This window comes from Rothia aerolata (assembly GCF_014635585.1).
GTDB lineage: Bacteria > Actinomycetota > Actinomycetes > Actinomycetales > Micrococcaceae > Rothia > Rothia aerolata.
Genome location: NZ_BMDC01000002.1, coordinates 32,169 through 48,531, shown reverse-complemented (window position 1 = coordinate 48,531; position 16,363 = coordinate 32,169). Strand labels below are relative to the sequence as shown.

The 16,363-nt window shown below is 57.9% G+C and carries 14 protein-coding genes; 7 read left to right on the top strand and 7 right to left on the bottom strand.

What is annotated here, in order from left to right; translation table 11 throughout:
- Window positions 1-119: 119 nt before the first annotated feature.
- Window positions 120-530 (top strand): hypothetical protein, encoded by a 411-nt coding sequence (locus IEV00_RS06440; RefSeq protein ID WP_188359539.1) that lies wholly within the window; start codon window positions 120-122, stop codon window positions 528-530.
- A gap of 79 nt (window positions 531-609) precedes the next feature.
- Here the strand turns inward: IEV00_RS06440 and IEV00_RS06435 are convergent, their stop codons facing one another.
- Complete coding sequence (locus tag IEV00_RS06435) at window positions 610-2,370, bottom strand: alanine/glycine:cation symporter family protein (RefSeq protein WP_229723116.1); 1,761 nt, start codon at window positions 2,368-2,370, stop codon at window positions 610-612.
- Between the two features lie 137 nt (window positions 2,371-2,507).
- Between IEV00_RS06435 and trmB the strand changes: the two genes are divergently transcribed.
- Window positions 2,508-3,329, top strand: a complete 822-nt coding sequence (gene trmB, locus IEV00_RS06430; protein WP_188359537.1) for a tRNA (guanosine(46)-N7)-methyltransferase TrmB — start codon at window positions 2,508-2,510, stop codon at window positions 3,327-3,329.
- A gap of 63 nt (window positions 3,330-3,392) precedes the next feature.
- On the opposite strand, the gene IEV00_RS06425 is transcribed toward trmB, so the two are convergent.
- A complete protein-coding gene (locus tag IEV00_RS06425; RefSeq protein ID WP_188359536.1) occupies window positions 3,393-4,451 on the bottom strand; it encodes an LLM class flavin-dependent oxidoreductase in 1,059 nt (352 codons plus the stop codon).
- A gap of 148 nt (window positions 4,452-4,599) precedes the next feature.
- Window positions 4,600-6,048, bottom strand: a complete 1,449-nt coding sequence (locus tag IEV00_RS06420; RefSeq protein WP_188359535.1) for an alanine/glycine:cation symporter family protein — start codon at window positions 6,046-6,048, stop codon at window positions 4,600-4,602.
- Between the two features lie 229 nt (window positions 6,049-6,277).
- On the opposite strand from IEV00_RS06420, the gene IEV00_RS06415 reads away from it, so the two are divergent.
- On the top strand, window positions 6,278-7,546 hold the full coding sequence (locus IEV00_RS06415) for an ATP-binding protein (protein WP_188359534.1): 1,269 nt from the start codon (window positions 6,278-6,280) through the stop codon (window positions 7,544-7,546).
- 12 nt (window positions 7,547-7,558) lie between these two features.
- Here the strand turns inward: IEV00_RS06415 and IEV00_RS06410 are convergent, their stop codons facing one another.
- The 4 genes from IEV00_RS06410 to dnaK form a co-directional block, all read right to left on the bottom strand.
- Complete coding sequence (locus IEV00_RS06410; RefSeq protein ID WP_188359533.1) at window positions 7,559-7,993, bottom strand: heat shock protein transcriptional repressor HspR; 435 nt, start codon at window positions 7,991-7,993, stop codon at window positions 7,559-7,561.
- 3 nt (window positions 7,994-7,996) lie between these two features.
- Entirely contained in the window at window positions 7,997-9,016 is a 1,020-nt protein-coding gene (locus tag IEV00_RS06405; RefSeq protein WP_188359532.1) for a DnaJ C-terminal domain-containing protein, read from the bottom strand.
- Between the two features lie 250 nt (window positions 9,017-9,266).
- Entirely contained in the window at window positions 9,267-9,854 is a 588-nt protein-coding gene (locus IEV00_RS06400; RefSeq protein WP_188359531.1) for a nucleotide exchange factor GrpE, read from the bottom strand.
- A 2-nt stretch (window positions 9,855-9,856) separates the two neighbouring features.
- Window positions 9,857-11,713 carry a molecular chaperone DnaK gene (gene dnaK / locus IEV00_RS06395; RefSeq protein WP_188359530.1) on the bottom strand — a complete coding sequence of 619 codons (1,857 nt, stop codon included), beginning with the start codon at window positions 11,711-11,713 and terminating at the stop codon, window positions 9,857-9,859.
- 1,304 nt (window positions 11,714-13,017) lie between these two features.
- On the opposite strand from dnaK, the gene IEV00_RS06390 reads away from it, so the two are divergent.
- The 4 genes from IEV00_RS06390 to IEV00_RS06375 all read left to right on the top strand — a co-directional run bounded on the left by IEV00_RS06390 (window position 13,018) and on the right by IEV00_RS06375 (window position 16,356).
- Window positions 13,018-13,500 (top strand): low molecular weight protein-tyrosine-phosphatase, encoded by a 483-nt coding sequence (locus tag IEV00_RS06390; RefSeq protein WP_188359529.1) that lies wholly within the window; start codon window positions 13,018-13,020, stop codon window positions 13,498-13,500.
- Window positions 13,500-14,084: a nucleoside/nucleotide kinase family protein gene (locus IEV00_RS06385; protein ID WP_188359528.1), complete on the top strand. Its 585-nt coding sequence runs from the start codon at window positions 13,500-13,502 to the stop codon at window positions 14,082-14,084. Before IEV00_RS06390 ends, IEV00_RS06385 begins: the two co-directional genes overlap by 1 nt.
- 83 nt (window positions 14,085-14,167) lie before the next feature.
- Window positions 14,168-15,436 (top strand): multidrug effflux MFS transporter, encoded by a 1,269-nt coding sequence (locus tag IEV00_RS06380; protein WP_188359527.1) that lies wholly within the window; start codon window positions 14,168-14,170, stop codon window positions 15,434-15,436.
- 41 nt (window positions 15,437-15,477) lie between these two features.
- The gene (locus IEV00_RS06375) at window positions 15,478-16,356 is read left to right on the top strand and encodes an aminodeoxychorismate lyase (protein ID WP_188359526.1); all 879 of its coding nucleotides are present in this window, start codon (window positions 15,478-15,480) and stop codon (window positions 16,354-16,356) included.
- The last annotated feature ends 7 nt before the right edge of the window (window positions 16,357-16,363 follow it).

Here is a 16,363-nt window from a genome sequence, read left to right as displayed (position 1 = left end):
ACTAACTAACTTGACCGCCCGAGGGAATTTTTCAGCTCTGAGGTGTTAAAACCACAAGCATGGTTAGTTTTCCAGTAAAGTGAATCTTGAGGATACATTTTATAGAGAAAGGAAACCTCATGCCCCGTCTCTCAAACGCAATCCTGCGCACCGTTACCGGCGCTTTCATTCTGAACTCCGGCCTGAACAAGACCAAGCTCGATGAGGGCACCGCCGGCCACATGCAGGGTATGGCAAAGGTTGCCCTGCCCCAGGTTGAGCAGGTTTCTGCTAAGACCTTCGGCAAGTCCCTCTCCGCTGCTGAGATTGCCCTGGGCACCGCCCTGCTGTGCCCCCTCGTTCCTTCCCGCCTGGCTGGCCTGGGCCTGACCGCCTTCGGCGCTGGTCTGACCACCATGTACCTGAAGACCCCCGGCATGACTGAGAAGGACGGCATTCGCCCCACTCAGGACGGCACCGCACTGGCTAAGGACTCCTGGCTGGTAGCAGCTGGCCTGGCCCTGGTGTTTGCACCCCTGAAGCGCCGCTAAATCCTAGCGCCCTGTAGACAGAAAAATCCCCGGTCTTATGAGACCGGGGATTTTTGTCTCTTCACCGAGTGAGAGCTACCTAAATCGTGTGCCCTCCCTGACTGCCGGTAGTGGTGGGAGCGTCGTCCCGGGCAATAATCTCGCCCGAGTCATCAACCTCAAAATGCTCTGAAGAACGAGCAAAGTCCCGAGCTTCAGAGTACTCCCGATCAGACACCGTTTCTCCCTCGGCCTGCCAGCGGCGCAGCTCTGAGAGGTCAATGGCGCCGGTGGCCACCTGGGTCTCCTTAATCTCTCGCACTTGGCGCGCCTGCTGGGCGGCGTCGTCCTCATCAGTGGCGCCCAGACCGGTCTGCTCGTCGGGGTGCTCGGGCGCCACCGAGCCAGCCCCCACCCGAATCTGGTGGCCCAGAATCTCAAGACGAAGCACCTTGGCCAGGAAGAAGAGGCCCAGCACGTTGGGGAAGGTCATCAAGAAGAACATGGCGTCAGAGAAGCGCACCACAGTATCCAGTGAGATGGTCGCGCCCACCACAATCACCAGAATGTAGAAGATGTTGTAGACCTTCTCCACCGACTTCTTTTCACCAAAGAGGTAGGCGGCTGCGCGCTGGCCGTAGTAGGCATAGGAGAGGATGGTGGAGAACCCAAAAAGCACCACAGCCAGAGTCAGCAGCAGGGGGAACCAGCCCGCCACGGTGGCGAAAGAGGCAGAGGTGAGCGCAATACCGTCTGCACCCTCAGAGGTGTACTGGCCGGTGGTGATAATCGCCAGGGCAGTCATGGTACAGATAACCACCGAGGCAATAAAGGGCTCCCAGAGAGCAACAAAACCCTCGGTTGCGGGTCGGTGGGTTTTGACCGCCGCGTGGGCGAAGCCCGCGGTACCCACGCCCGCCGCGTTTGAGAAGAGGGCGCGCTGGATGCCCACCACCGCCACGCCGACGACGCCGCCGGCCACGCCCTCGCCGGTGAAGGCGTGGGCCACAATCAGGCGGAAGGCCTCGGGAATAGCGGTAAAGTTCACCGCCAGAACGGCCAGGGTCATGCCGATGTAGAGCACCGACATAGCGGGGGTGAGAATGGCGGTCATCTTGGCAATAGCCGAGATACCGCCCAGAATCACCAGGGCTGCTAGAACCGCGATAATGACGCCGATCGCCCAGTTATTCTGCGCGAAGAAGTTTCCCTCGTTCAGGTCTGCGGTAAGAATTGCGGTGACCTGGTTTGCCTGAAAGAGGTTGCCTGCGCCGATGGTACCAATCAGAGCAAAGATGGCGTACATAAGCGCCAGGGCCCTGCCTGTTTTGGGTCGGCCAATTTCCTTCAAGCCGTTGCGCAGGTAGTACATGGGCCCGCCCGCCACCGAGCCGTCGTCCTTAATCTCGCGGTATCTCACGCCCATCACGGCCTCTGCCATTTTCAGGCTCATACCCAGCAGACCGGCAACAATAATCCAGAAAGCTGCACCGGGCCCACCCATGGTAATCGCTACGGCAACACCGGCGATGTTGCCCAGGCCCACCGTACCCGAGAGTTCAGTGGCGAGCGCCTGGAAACTGGTGACCTCTCCGGGGTCGGAGCGGCGGGAGAACTTTCCGCGAATCAAATCAATGGAGTGCTTCAGGCCCGTCACCGGCTGAAAGCGCAGGTAGACGGTAAAGAAAAGCGAGGCCGCCATCAGCCACACAATAAGCAGGGGAATCTCTGCCCCGCCGATGGGCACGGCGTAGAAAACAATATTCTCTATCCAGGTGACCGGTGTATCGAGCGTATCAGTCAGCCACTGGTCAAAGGAGGCTGCCTGAACTGATCCAGCAGAAGAGTTTAAGTAAAGCACGTGAACCGACTCTAACATTTAGCCCGCCGGTGGGTCACGGCACCCCGACCGTGCTATCGGGTACAGTAGAACAGTCTTTCCCGCGCCTGATTAGAGTTTCCTCAGGCGCTGGCTGTCTCGATTTCTCAAGGAGAATCATGGAAACTAACAAGCAGAAGGCCAATAAAGAAGCCAAAGAAAAGCTCCGCGCCCAGGGTATTGACCCGGCAACTCAGGAGACTCCCCAGAAGTTTCACCGTCAGCCGCTCTCTTTTGTGCGCCGCGGTGACCGCCTAACCGGCCGCCGTCTGAAGGCCTGGGAGGAGCACTCAGAGAACTATGTGCTCGATATCCCCCGTGAGCTGACCGACACCTCGGTAGCGCCCGAAGCCAGCTTCGACCAGCAGGAAATCTATGGTCGCACCGCTCCGCTGACCGTTGAAATCGGGTCGGGTCTGGGCGAGGCAATCGTTGCCCGCGCCGAGAACCAGCCCGAAACCAACTTCTTGGCGGTGGAGGTCTACACCCCCGGCATCGCCGACCTTCTGCGCAAGGCCCACAGCGCCGGCGTCGAGAACGTGCGCGTGGCGCAGGCCAACGCCCCCGAACTGCTCGATAACATGCTCGAAGAGAACTCGGTGGACGAGCTCTGGGTCTTCTTCCCCGATCCCTGGCACAAGACCCGCCACCACAAGCGCCGTCTGATCTCCCCCGAGTTTGCCAGCAAGGTGGCCCGCGTGATGAAGCCCGGCGGAATCTGGCGACTGGCCACCGACTGGGAAGAATACGCCCTGGTCATGCGCGATGTGCTCGATGCCCACCCCGACTTTGAGAACCTACACGCCGGTGAGGGTGCTACTGAGGAAGATCCCGCCGGCGGCTGGGCCCCGCGCTGGGAGGGTCGAATCCTGACCTCCTTTGAGCGCAAGGCGGGCGAGGCAGGACGACGCGCCCACGACCTGACCTACCGGCGCAAGTAGGCTGCCCCACCTATAGCAAGGAGAGGACGGCGCCCACTCTACCCGGCGCCGTCCTCTCGCTTCTTACTCGTCGTCTGCTGACTTCTCGCTCAGCAGCTCGCGAACCCGCGGAATCACCTGGGTGCCGTAGAGCTCGATGTTCTTCATCGAGTACTCGTGCGGCAGGGGGCCGTTGGAGTACTTCAAATCGAAACGGTCAAGATTTAGACCCTTCACGGTCTTGGCAATTTTCTGCGCAACCGTCTCGGGCGAGCCCACGTAGAGCGAACCGTACTTAGCCTCGTGGTAGAACTCCTTCTCACCGGCGCTACCCCAGCCACGCTCAGCACCAATCTTGTTGCGGTTGAGAATCCAGTAGGGCTTGAGCTGCTCCATCGCCTCTTCGTCGGTCTCGGCGATATGACCGGGTGAGTGGACGGCGACGGGCAGATTTTCGTTGCCCAGCTGCTGGTTTGCGCGGTGGTAGAGGTCTACGAAGGGGGCAAAGCGGCTGGCAGGGCCACCGATAATTGCCAGCATCAGCGGAATCTTGTACTCGGCTGCGCGCACCACCGACTCGGGGCTACCACCTACGGCAATCCAGCGGGAGAGGCCGCCCTCGGTCTTAGGATAAATTTCCTGGTTCACCAGCGGGTTACGGTTGCCGGGGTTCCAGTTAACAGGCTCTTCGGTCACAATCTTGCTGAAGAGATCCAGCTTCTCAGAGAAGAGACGGTCATAGTCTGAAAGGTCAAAGCCAAAGAGGGGGAAAGACTCAGTGAAAGAGCCGCGACCCAGTACCACCTCTGCCCTGCCCTTGCTCATAGCGTTGATAGTGGCAAAGCGCTGGTAGACGCGAATCGGATCGTCTGATGAAAGAACGGTCACCGCGGAACCGAGCTTAATTCGCTCGGTAGAGGTGGCAAGACCGGCCAGAATCGTATCGGGTGAGCTCACCGCAAAGTCGGGGCGGTGGTGCTCGCCCACGCCAAAGAAGTCAACTCCCACGCGGTCTGCGAGCTGGCCCTGCTCAATAACGTTACGAATAACCTGGGCCTGGTGGAGGGTCTCCCCCTGCAGGTCTTCGGTGGTGTCTCCAAAGGTATCGAGACCAAATTCAATCTGCTGAGGATCTTTCTGCATGATCTTATAAACTTTCTCGTCGGCGAAAAACTACGGTTTTTATTTTACTCCGAAAGTTTTTAACCGACAAGCGATATAAACCTAATAAGGAAAGTAGCAGAAGAAAGGGCGCCCTTTCTTCTGCTACCGTTCAGTCTTTCGCTTTTGTCTAGCGCCCCGTTCTCTCATAGGAGTCAATAGCTCCGGGGTGGCCCTCCATAAAGGCATCCACTTCTTCCTTAGACGCCTTCAACGAGGGGTCATGCCTGAAGTAGTGCTTGGTTTCGCGGGCGATGAGACCCGAGAGCACCAGAATGCCAATCAGGTTGGGAATCGCCATGAGGCCGTTAGCGATGTCTGAGAAAGTCCAGACGGTCTCCAGCTCCTGGGTGCAGCCGATAAAGACGATGGCGGAGAAGAAGATGCGGTAGGGGACGACGCCGCGGCGGCCGAAGAGGCGTTCCATGCAGCGCTCGCCGTAGTAGGCCCAGCCCAGAATGGTGGAGTAGGCAAAGAGCACCAGGCCGATGGTCACAATCCAGCCACCGATGGGGCCGATGGTTTCGGAGAAAGCCCAGTTGGTCATGGTCGAGGCAGAGATGAGCTCCCCGCCCTCGCTCTGGTGCCAGGCGCCGGTTACGATGAGCACTAGGCCGGTGCAGGTCACCACGATGATGGTGTCGATAAAGGTCTGGGTCATGGAGACCACGCCCTGGCGCACCGGGTGGGTGGTGTTAGCGGCGGAGGCAGCGATAGCAGCGGAGCCCATGCCAGATTCGTTGGAGAAAATACCGCGGGCAACACCGTACTGGATTGCGTAAATCATGGCAGAACCGGCGAAGCCGCCCACCGCCGAGGTTCCGGTGAAGGCATCGGTGAAGATCTCACCCAGGGCGGTGGGAATCATCGAGGCATTGGCGCCAATAATGTAAAGAGCACCGCCGATGTAGAAGATAATCATGACGGGAACAAACCCAGAGGTCACCTTAGCAATCGACTTAATACCACCCAGGAGCACAAAGAGGGTCAGCAGGGCCAGGATGCTACCGGTAAAGGCCAGCGGAACGTCAAAAGTGGTTTCTAAGTTGGTGGCGATGGAGTTGCCCTGGGTCATGTTGCCGATACCAAAAGAGGCCAGCACCGCCGCAATTGCGAAGAAGAGCGCCAGGAACTTACCAAAGCCACCCTTGATACCGCGTTGCAGGTAGTACTGCGGACCACCTGATACCTCACCCTTAGAGTCCTTGGTACGGAAGCGAACACCCAAAAACGCTTCGGAGTATTTCGAGGCCATACCGAAAATTGCGGTTACCCACATCCAGAAGAGGGCACCGGGGCCACCGATGGAGATAGCGGTGGCAACACCCACGATGTTACCCGTACCCACCGTGGCCGCCAGGGCGGTGGTGAGGGCCTGGAACTGCGAAATGTCGCCGCCTTCAGCGCCTTCGTCCTTGCGGTCAAAGAAAGAAAGACGAAGCGCCGGAATGAGCTTGAAGAGCTGGATGAGCCCTAGTCGCACGGTCATGTAGATACCGGTACCCAGAAGAAGGGGAATGAGAAGCCAGGGGCCCCAAATGAAACTGGAAATATTGCCCAGAATATCGTTGAGAGTCATGGTGTTTCCTTGCAAAATGCCCAGCGCACCGCGCGAGCGCGGATGAGCCGAGCTGTCTGTGTGAGTGGTTGAAAAACATTTTTACCCAAAAATATTTCAGCAGTGTTTCCCAAGCCACACTTACAAGGAATGTTACGGACCAGATTCTGCAAAACACCGTCTAGAAAGTCTGCAAATCACCCTCTAGAAAGTCTGCAAATCACCGCCTAGATGGAGTAACTTGGTTTCTATGGACACAAAAAAGCACCTCGGCCGCGACTACCAGCCCCGCCTCATCGATGCGCAAATTCAGCAAGCGCTCAATATTTCCGGGGCGGTAGTTATCGAAGGTGTGAGGGCCTGTGGCAAAACCATGACGGGGTTGCACCACAGCAATTCTTCAATATTTCTAGACTCTGCCGAAGCCCAAGCGCTCCTTGCTATTGATCCAGCATTCGCGCTAGATGGACAAGCACCCCATCTGATTGACGAATGGCAACTACACCCCGAGATTTGGAATCAGGTCAGACGCGAAGTTGACTTTCGAGGAGGATTCGGCGAGTTTATTCTCACGGGATCTGCCGTTCCTAAGGATGACGAAACTCGGCACACCGGCGCGGGCCGTTTTATGCGTGTCCGGCAACGGACACTTACCTGGTCAGAAAGAGAGACTCCTGAAAATCCGATTTCCCTGGCAGAGCTTTTTAACGGAACCCGTTTGAGTCCGAATACAAAAAGAGAAGAAATCGGAACTATTATTTCCCGGTTAATGCAATCCGGGTTCCCCGCGCAACAGGGTCTAGCTCCAGCCCAGTCACAGATACTTGCGCAAGCCTACCTTGAAGAAATCACGAGAACTGATTTACACCGCTTGGAAAACATCCGGCAGAGCCCAGCAGTTTTACAGAATCTACTGAGGGCACTGGCACGGTGCGTGGCCCAAGAAGTCAACATCAGCACTATTCGGAAAGACCTGCTTCAGGTCACTCCCTCGATTTCTACAGACACGGTATCTCACTACATCACGTTATTGGAGAGGGTTTTTGCGATTGAGACTGTTTCGGCTTGGGCGCCAAAATTACGTTCCAGAGCGCGGTTGAGAACCAATAAAAAGATTCATTTTGCAGACCCGTCATTAGCAGTTGCTGCCCTTAACGCCGGGGAAAAGACACTGAGGGAAGACCCCGAGACCCTTGGCTTTGTCTTTGAGTCAGCGGCGGTTCACGATTTAGCGGTGATGGCTGAAGCACTGGGCGGAAAGATTTACCATTACCGGGATTCGAACGGGTATGAAATCGATGCTGTCATTGAGCTCCCCGACGGTCGCTGGGGTGCTTTTGAGATTAAGCTCGGCGTGGGCCATGTTGAAAAAGGAATCGAAAGTCTACAAAAGGCGGTTGCCCAAATTGATGCTTCGACTCCCCCTGCTGTAATGGCCGTCATTTCGGGAACCGGCATGACCTACACCGAGCCGAAAAGCGGGGTACATACCTTCCCGCTTTCCAGCCTCACAATATAGGTATAGGTTCGCCTAGCGGTTGCGGTTGCCGCGGTAGAGCACTACCGCCTGCGAGCGCTGCCGGGGTTCGGGGCGTTTGCCGCGGGTCAGGCCCACGACGTCGCCGCTGGTGCCCGCCGCGAAAACCCGCGATGACTCCGCCAACTTGGCGTGGGCGGCGTCCAGCTGGTCCATGAGATCCGCAACCCGGGCGGTCATGTCGTCCAGCTGGTTTTGCAGGCTCATGATGCGTTTGATGCCCTCCAGCGAGACGCCGGACTGCGAGAGGTCTTGAATTTCCTGCAGTTTCTCGACGTCGCGCTGGGAGTAGCGGCGCGCCCGCCCGGGGGCGCGGGAGGGCTGAACCAGACCCATGCGATCGTACTGTCGCAGGGTCTGCGGGTGCATACCTGCCAGCTCAGCCGCTACCGAAATCACAAAGACCGGCCGATCTGATCCGAGTGCCATGGTTTACTGCGCCGCCTTCCGTGCGAAATCTGCCCGAACGTCGTCCTGCGGTGCACGTTTGACGAACTCAGCCAGCGCCGCCGCGGCGTCGTCGCTGAGGTTGGTGGGAACCTGCACCTCGGGGATAACAATTAGGTTACCGGTGTGCTTCTTGGTTTTGAAGCCCTTGCCCTTGGCGCGCAGTTTTTGGCCGGACGCCGCTCCGGCGGCCAGGCGGAGCTTGACCGGCTTCTCTGCGCCGGGGGTGGGTACTTCGAGGATAGTGCCTTCCACGGCCTCGGCCAGGGAGACGGGGTAGTGAACAATCAAATCGTCGCCGTCACGTTCATAGACCGAGTGCTTGTCCACGAAAACATGAACGATCAAATCGCCCGCACCACCGGGGCCGGACTGGCCCTTGCCGCGCAGCTTGATTTTCTGGCCGTCTTTGACGCCGGCGGGAACCTTAATCTTGGTCTGAGAGCCGTCGGGCTTGGTGACCGATACCGCAGCCCCGGTAAAGGACTGGGTGAAGGAGATACGAACGTTGGCGTTGATGTCGGATCCCTTAGGCTGGGGCTGGGTACCGAAACCGCCGGCTCCACCGGGGAAACCTCCCCCGCCAAAGCCACCGGCGCTAAAGCCACGGCCGCCGCCGAAACCTCCCCCACCGAACATGCCGCCCAGCAGGTCTTCGATGTTGATGTTTTGGCCACCGGCACTGAAACCTCCGGCGCCACCGGGGAAGCCGCCGCTAAAGCCGCCTGCTCCGCCGAAGCCACCGCCTGCTCCACCGGCAAAGGCGGAAGCGCCGTACTTGCGGATTTGGTCGTATTCTTCGCGCTGCTTCTTATCGGAGAGAACGTCGTAGGCCTCTGCGATTTCTTTGAATTTCTTCTCGGCGGCTTCATCGCCGGGGTGCTGGTCAGGGTGGTACTGGCGGGCCAGCTTGCGGTAGGCCTTTTTGATGTCGGCCTCTGAAGCGGATTCAGAGACGCCCAGTACCTTATAAAAATCTTGATGGAGCCAGTTTTCACTTGCCATGTCTACGCCTCCTTAGGGTCTAGAGCTTCAGTTCTTTTAGAAAAGTATTTGCTGTGTAAAAGGGCGGGCCCGATTACTCGAACCCGCCCGAATCGTTATTGCCACGCGATCCCGGCCGCTGCGAATGCACCCGAGCTGGCTGGCTCGGGGCTGGCAAAGGCCGACCCGGTAGCTGGCACCGGGGCTGGCGTTTAAGGGAGGCTACCGGGTCGGCCTTTGCCGGCCCGATGGCCTACCCATCTAGCCTGGCTTATTCAGCTACTGCCACCGCTACCTGCGCGGTACGCACCACGCGGTCTTTGACCTTGTAGCCGTTGCGCAGAACCAGGGCCACGTGGTCTTCTTCTACCTCAGAGGTGGGCTGCTGAAGAACAGCCTCGTGAATCTGGGGGTTGAAGGGCTCCCCAACTTCGCCGTAGCGAACCAGGCCCTGTTTTGCCAGAGTTTCTTCCAGCTTCTTTGCAATTGCTGCGAAGGGACCGTCTTCAAGGTCGCCGTGGGTGCGGGCGGCATCGATGTCGTCGATAACCGGCAGCAAAGAGGTGACCAGTTCCGCGGCAACAAACTCGCGTAGCTGCTCCTTCTCTTTGTTGGAGCGGTTCTTGAAGTTGGTGAACTCTGCCTGCAGGGAGCGCAGGTCGTTCAAGCGGGCCTCGGCCAGCTGTTCGAATTCGTTTGCGGGCTCTGAAGCCTCGGCCTCCTCAGAGGCTGCTGCGGTTTCTTCCGCAGCAGCTTCTTCGGATACACCCTCGGCTTCGGGGTGACCTTCCGCGGACGGCGCGTTGAAGGCGTCTTCCAGAGGGTCTTTACCCTGCTGCTCGTTGGTGTTTTCAGCCATGATTACTTCTTTTCGTTGTTGTCTTCGTCGTCGATAACCTCTGCGTCTACGAAGTCATCGTCGTTGTTCTCGCCGGACTCACCTGCGCCGTTGGCTGCCTCAGCCTGGGCAGAAGCGTAGATTGCCTCGCCCAGCTTGGTCTGGGAAGCCTGCAGCTTCTCGAAAGCTGACTTCACGGCGTCGTCGTCATCGCCCTCGAGCGCTGCCTTGACGGCGTCAACATCTGCCTGAACCTCGGACTTGACGTCCTCGGGCAGCTTGTCTTCGTTGTCCTTGATCAGCTTCTCGATGGAGTAGGCGGAGGTTTCAGCCTGGTTGCGGGTCTCAGCTGCCTCGCGGCGAGCCTTATCCTGCTCAGCGTGAGCCTCGGCGTCCTTGACCATGCGGTCGATGTCTTCCTTGGAGAGGGAGGTACCGCCGGTGATGGTCATGGACTGCTCGGTGCCGGTGCCCTTGTCCTTTGCGGAGACGTGCACGATACCGTTGGCGTCGATGTCGAAGGTAACTTCAATCTGGGGCACACCGCGGGGGGCGGGTGCGATACCGGTCAGCTCGAAGTTGCCCAGGGACTTGTTGTCGCGGGTGAACTCGCGCTCGCCCTGGAAGACCTGGATAGACACGGAGGGCTGGTTGTCCTCAGCGGTGGTGAAGGTCTCCGAGCGCTTGGTGGGGATTGCGGTGTTGCGCTCGATCAGCTTGGTCATCACGCCGCCCTTGGTCTCGATACCGAGGGAGAGGGGGGTGACGTCGATCAGCAGAACGTCCTTGCGGTCGCCCTTGAGCACGCCAGCCTGAACAGCTGCACCCATAGCCACAACCTCATCGGGGTTAACACCCTTGTTTGCTTCGCGACCGTTGGTCAGATCTTTGACCACGTCTGCCACTGCGGGCATACGGGTGGAGCCACCCACCAGGATCACGTGAGCGATGTCGGAGACGGAGATACCGGCTTCCTTGATGACATCGTTGAAGGGCTTCTTGGTGCGCTCGAGCAGGTCAGAAGTCATGTCCTGGAACTTAGCGCGGGAGAGCTTCTCATCCAGGTGGATGGGGCCCTCGGGGGTTACCGAGAGGTACTGCAGCGAGATGTTGGTGGAGGTTGCAGAAGAGAGTTCCTTCTTAGCCTGCTCAGCTGCCTCACGCAGACGCTGCAGAGCAATCTTGTCCTTAGACAGGTCTGCACCGGTCTTGGACTTGACCTGCTCCAGCAACCAGTCAACAATGCGCTGGTCCCAGTCGTCGCCACCCAGGCGGTTGTCACCAGCGGTTGCGCGAACCTGAATGGTGGAGAAGCCGTCTTCATCCTTTGCTACCTCAAGCAGGGAGACGTCGAAAGTACCGCCACCGAGGTCGAATACCAGAATCAATTCGTCTTCGTTGCCCTTTTCCAGGCCGTAGGCCAGAGCTGCCGCGGTGGGCTCGTTGACGATACGCAGAACGTTCAGACCTGCGATCTCGCCGGCCTCCTTGGTTGCCTGGCGCTCGGCGTCATTGAAGTAGGCGGGAACGGTGATGACGGCGTCGGTCACGGTGTCGTTCAGGAATGCCTCAGCGTCGCCCTTGAGCTTCATCAGGGTGCGGGCTGAGATTTCCTGGGGGGTGTACTTCTTACCATCGATGTCGGTGGTCCAGTTGGTGCCCATGTGACGCTTGACGGAAGCGATGGTGCGGTCAACGTTGGTGACAGCCTGACGCTTTGCAACGTCACCCACCAGCACCTCGCCGTCCTTTGAGAAAGCTACGACTGAGGGGGTGGTGCGGGCGCCTTCAGCGTTAGCGATAACGGTGGGCTCGCCGCCTTCAAGAACTGATACAACTGAGTTGGTAGTACCGAGGTCAATACCTACTGCACGTGCCATGTGTTTTTCTCCTTAGAGTTTCTTCTTTTAGAACCATTGCGAAACCGGTTTCTTGTCTGACCGGCAAGCTCAAACTTGAGCCTGCCTGTGTCAGCTTTTGCGTTTCGCTTCGATACAAGTCTCTCACTTTTTTGGAATCTGTCAACAGACTTGAGTCAGATAAACTCAACTTTTATGAATTTTGAGCGCTTAATTTTGGTTTTGAGGACGGCGAAGCGGGTAGTTTTCCGCGGAATCTCGGGGTTTTGCAGGGCTTCGCTCCTCGAATTTCACCCTCAGAGAAAACTGCAAAACTTGAGTCTTGAAGGCTCAGGTTAGTGCCTGCACATGCTCAACGATCCCCGGCTCTTTCCTGCGAGGATCTTCCGAGAGTCCCCCGCCAATTTTGTACAGGGTTGTCTCCGCTATACACCGGTATCTCTGTACAGACGAGACAACCCTGTACAAAACCGAGACTATGGCTACAAGGAGACCCCGTTCCATCATCGCTTGGGCAACCTTTAACCGCCGAGTGGTGGATTTTAGGCTTAAATCTTGCGATTTTAAGCCTAAAATCCACCACTCGGCGCTAGCTTCTACCAGCCAAGAGGAGGTTTCTTCTGTGCCTGCCAATGAAGAACTGCTACAACTAAGAGGTGAAGTACTTGAGAAAGCCTAGGGGAAGCATGAACGGTAGGAACTTGTCTCTAGTCAAGAAATTTATAGAGGTCTTCTTATGCTTTGCAATTCTCATTGCCTTCGTGTCTTTTGGCAGGTCTGAGCCTTATTTTCATGTATTTTTCGATTTTCCCAGAGCCCTTCTAACTTTGGGCCTTTCATTTGTTCTGGTGTTTTCCTTCGACAAGACCAATCAGAACAGTTAGTCAGCAGCCCCCGAGTGGCCTAGGTTCGGTCTCAGTACACGAATCAGCAATTTTGTACAGGCTTGTCTCCTCTGTCCAGAGATACCGCTGTATATCGGAGATAACCCTGTACAAACCGAGGCTCAGGGGCGAGGGACCAGGCAGAAAATTGACACTCAACGCAAGAAACCCCGCAACCTGCTCCGGTTGCGGGGTTTTCAAGTCGTTCTTCGAGAGCTAGCGTCGAAGCAATCTGAAGCGTTTAACGGTTTGCTGATACCGTGACTATCGAGGGACAGTCCCAACGCTTTGAGTAAATGTGTGTACCGCTAAGACTATACACAGGTTTGCAGTGCTTTCGCATACTTATTCTCAGTTAAAACTTAAGTTACGAGGCACCTTGAGAGTAAGCTGAATGCTCCCTCGATATTGTATCCCTACACTATGTGAAAGGAACCAGCCGTGCTGAAGATTATGACCGTCTGCACCGGCAATATCTGCCGCTCCCCCATGGGAGAGTTTTTGATTAAGGACGCCGCCCATAAAGCGGGCGTGGAGGTTGAGGTTGATTCCTCTGGCATCTCCAATGAAGAAGAGGGCAACCCCATTGACCGCCGCGCCGCCAAGGTGCTCAGAGAGCTCAACATTAATACGGACTCCCACCGAGCTCGGCAGTTCAAGCGGTCAGATTTTGACTCCCACGACCTGCTGCTGGCTATGGACCTCAACCACTACCGCGCCCTGATGCGCATGGCGAAGAATGACGACGACCGCGCCAAGGTTCACCTGATGCGCGAGTTTGACCCGGCGGTAGCCGACCAGCCGCAGGACTCGCTGGGAATCTATGACCCCTGGTACGGCGACCAGCAGGACTTCTACGATACTTTCACTATGATCCGCGATGCGGTAGACGGGGTTATTGATTTTGCCCGGAAGCAGGGCTAATGCCCCAGAGCGTAGATAGCCGCAGCACCCTGATGCAGCGACTGGAAAATCAGGTTACTCTCTACCCCGCCCGCCCCTTTCTGCTTGCTCTGGACGGGCGATCTGGCGCGGGAAAGACCACGCTGGCAGGGCAGCTGGCAGACTTTCTCAAAGCTGCGGGATTTCAGACTGCCACCTTTCATCTGGAAGATACCTACCAGGGCTGGTGGGGCCTGTCTCAGGCGGTGAGTGCCTGGGAGAAAAACTCAGCCGAGCTAAAAGCCGGTGGGCAGCTGACCTTCACCGGCTGGGACTGGGAGACCAGCCGCCCCACCGGGCCCCACATCCGCGCCGTCCTGCCGCGAAGCGTCCTCATTATTGAAGGGGTCGGGGCCTCCGCCGGAAGCGTAGACTTCTCCTGCTGGGTTGAGGCGCCGACACTCACCCGCAAGCACCGGGCACTGACCCGCGACGGGGAGACCTACCGCCCCTGGTGGAACACCTGGGCCGAGCAGGAGGAAGAACTGCTAGCCCAGCGCCGCCTAGACCAAAAAGTAGACCTGGTCTTCTTCAACGAGGGTGAAGTTACTTTACAGTCAAAATAAAATAAGGCTTTATCCCCGAGGCTCGCTGGCTGTACACTGTACTGTGCACTAATGCAAAAGACCTAGCGAGAAACGGGGTAGACATGACAAAAACACTAAAAAAATTAACACCGATTTCCATAGTGGTGCTGGCCTTACTCACCGCTGTGGCACCGCTGTCGATTGACACCTACCTGGCAGCACTGCCGGAGATTTCCCAAGATCTGGGCACCACGGCATCGCGGGGCCAGCTCACCCTAACGGCCTTTATGGTGGGTCTGGGGCTAGGGCAGATTATCATTGGGCCGCTCTCAGACAAGATCGGCCGCCTGCGCCCCCTCTATGTGGGCGTGGTGATCTGTTTCCTAGCCACCCTAGCCTGTGTTTTTGTGCCCAGCGTTGAGCTCTTTATTGCCGCTCGTTTTATCATGGGCCTCTTCGGCTCCTTCGGCCTGGTTCTGGCACGCGCTATCATTTCCGACTCCACCAAGGGGCTACAGACCGCCCGCCTGATGGGCATCATGATGATGATTAACGGTTTTGCCCCGATTCTTGCCCCGCTCATTGGTGGCGTGGTGCTCTCCGTTGCCACCTGGCGCGCTATCTTCGGCTTGCTTGCCATCTTCATGGCGCTCTCAGCTATCGCGGTCTTTCTCGTGATCAAAGAATCCCTGCCCGTTGAAAAACGCCGCACCGGCAGCGTTTTTTCTGCCTACCGGGGCCTTTTTGAAGTAATCAAGATTCGCCGCTACCGCGGTTTTATGTTCACCATGGTGCTCACCTTCGGCGCCTTCTTCGGCTACATTTCTGGCTCCACCTACGTGCTACAGAACGTCTTGGGTCTTTCGCAACAGCAATTCACCCTTGTTTACGGCATCAATTCCCTGGGCATTGTCGCTACGAGCTCGCTGGTGACCTACCTGGTGGGCAAGATAGCCCAGCGGCTCATGCTGACCGTTGGCATTATCGCTCTGGTGCTGGTATCCGGCACTCTCACCGTGCTCTTTGCCCTGGGTATCGTGAGCCTCTGGCCCACCCTTATTCTGCTCTTCCTGACCACCTGCTCGGTGGGTCTCGTGATGGGTAACGCCCCCACCCTGGCCCTGGTTCAGGCTCGCCACCTGGCGGGTTCAGCCTCGGCAACCATGGGAGCCATTCAGTTTGTGGTGGGCGGCCTGGCCTCTCCCCTGGTGGCCCTGGGCGGCGACCAGGCGGTGATGCCCATGGCGCTGACTATGCTGGGCTTTGCCCTGCTGGCAGCTCTTGCTTTCTTTACCACCCCCGTTGAGTACGGTGACTGGACCAAGGAAGGCGCCGAATACCACAGCCATGGCGGCCCCAAGACCGGTGAGATGCCGGTGGTTGAGCAGTAAAGGATGCACCTCGCAGAAACTTTCTGCTTAGTATTAAGAGCATGACTACTGTTGTAATGCTCACAGCCGAGAACCCCAGCGGCGAGCTGGTCGATTCCTCCCAGCCCCTCATTAGCATCGAAGACCAGGGCCTCACCCGGGGCGACGGCGTTTTTGAAACCATGCTCTCCTCCAACCGGAGCGTGAGGAAGCTCGACTCCCACCTGGCCCGGCTGGCCAATTCTGCCCGGATGCTAGATTTGCCCGCCCCCGATAACCAGGCTCTCACCTCCGCCATCGCCCTTGCCCTGGACGAGGTAGAGACGGGGCCCCAGACCGTGGTGGGCGAAGAGCACGTCGTCAAGATTATTATTTCCCGCGGTACCCCCGAGGCAGGCCCTCACTGCTGGGTGACCGCCGCTCCCGCGCCGTCCTCCACCTTAGACCAGCGCGAGCACGGGGTGGCGGCGATGACCCTGCCGCGCGGCCACGACCCCGCTGAGGACGGCGCCTACCCCTGGTTGTTGACCGGCGCCAAGACCCTCTCCTACGCACTGAACATGGCGGTGCTGCGCTACGTGAAAAAGCAGGGTGCCGACGAGGCTATTTTCGTGACCGAGGACCGACGCATCTTAGAGGGGGCCACCTCGTCTGTGCTGGTCGCCCGGGTGGAAAACGGGGTCAAGACCCTGCTCACCCCCGAGCCCAACCACGGTATTCTGCCCGGTACCACCCAGGGCGCGATTTTCACCGCGGCCCGCGAGCATGGCTGGGAGCTGGGCTTCGGGCCGCTCTATCCCCAGGATCTGTATGAGTCGGACGGCGTGTGGTTGGCGTCCTCAGTGCGACTGCTTGCGCCCGTCATCCGTCTCAACGGCAACCCCTTACCCGTAGATAAAGGACTCACCGAAGAGCTACTGAGCTATCTGGCACAGGGCTAGCCCAGTA

What these genes read in the sequence shown, in the direction of transcription:
- IEV00_RS06440 (WP_188359539.1), top strand. Translation starts at nt 120, where the DNA reads ATGCCCCGTCTCTCAAACGCAATCCTGCGCACCGTTACCGGCGCTTTC.
- trmB (WP_188359537.1), top strand. Translation starts at nt 2,508, where the DNA reads ATGGAAACTAACAAGCAGAAGGCCAATAAAGAAGCCAAAGAAAAGCTC.
- IEV00_RS06425 (WP_188359536.1), bottom strand. Translation starts at nt 4,451, where the DNA reads ATGCAGAAAGATCCTCAGCAGATTGAATTTGGTCTCGATACCTTTGGA.
- IEV00_RS06420 (WP_188359535.1), bottom strand. Translation starts at nt 6,048, where the DNA reads ATGACTCTCAACGATATTCTGGGCAATATTTCCAGTTTCATTTGGGGC.
- IEV00_RS06415 (WP_188359534.1), top strand. Translation starts at nt 6,278, where the DNA reads ATGGACACAAAAAAGCACCTCGGCCGCGACTACCAGCCCCGCCTCATC.
- IEV00_RS06410 (WP_188359533.1), bottom strand. Translation starts at nt 7,993, where the DNA reads ATGGCACTCGGATCAGATCGGCCGGTCTTTGTGATTTCGGTAGCGGCT.
- IEV00_RS06405 (WP_188359532.1), bottom strand. Translation starts at nt 9,016, where the DNA reads ATGGCAAGTGAAAACTGGCTCCATCAAGATTTTTATAAGGTACTGGGC.
- IEV00_RS06400 (WP_188359531.1), bottom strand. Translation starts at nt 9,854, where the DNA reads ATGGCTGAAAACACCAACGAGCAGCAGGGTAAAGACCCTCTGGAAGAC.
- dnaK (WP_188359530.1), bottom strand. Translation starts at nt 11,713, where the DNA reads ATGGCACGTGCAGTAGGTATTGACCTCGGTACTACCAACTCAGTTGTA.
- IEV00_RS06385 (WP_188359528.1), top strand. Translation starts at nt 13,500, where the DNA reads ATGCCCCAGAGCGTAGATAGCCGCAGCACCCTGATGCAGCGACTGGAA.
- IEV00_RS06380 (WP_188359527.1), top strand. Translation starts at nt 14,168, where the DNA reads ATGACAAAAACACTAAAAAAATTAACACCGATTTCCATAGTGGTGCTG.
- IEV00_RS06375 (WP_188359526.1), top strand. Translation starts at nt 15,478, where the DNA reads ATGACTACTGTTGTAATGCTCACAGCCGAGAACCCCAGCGGCGAGCTG.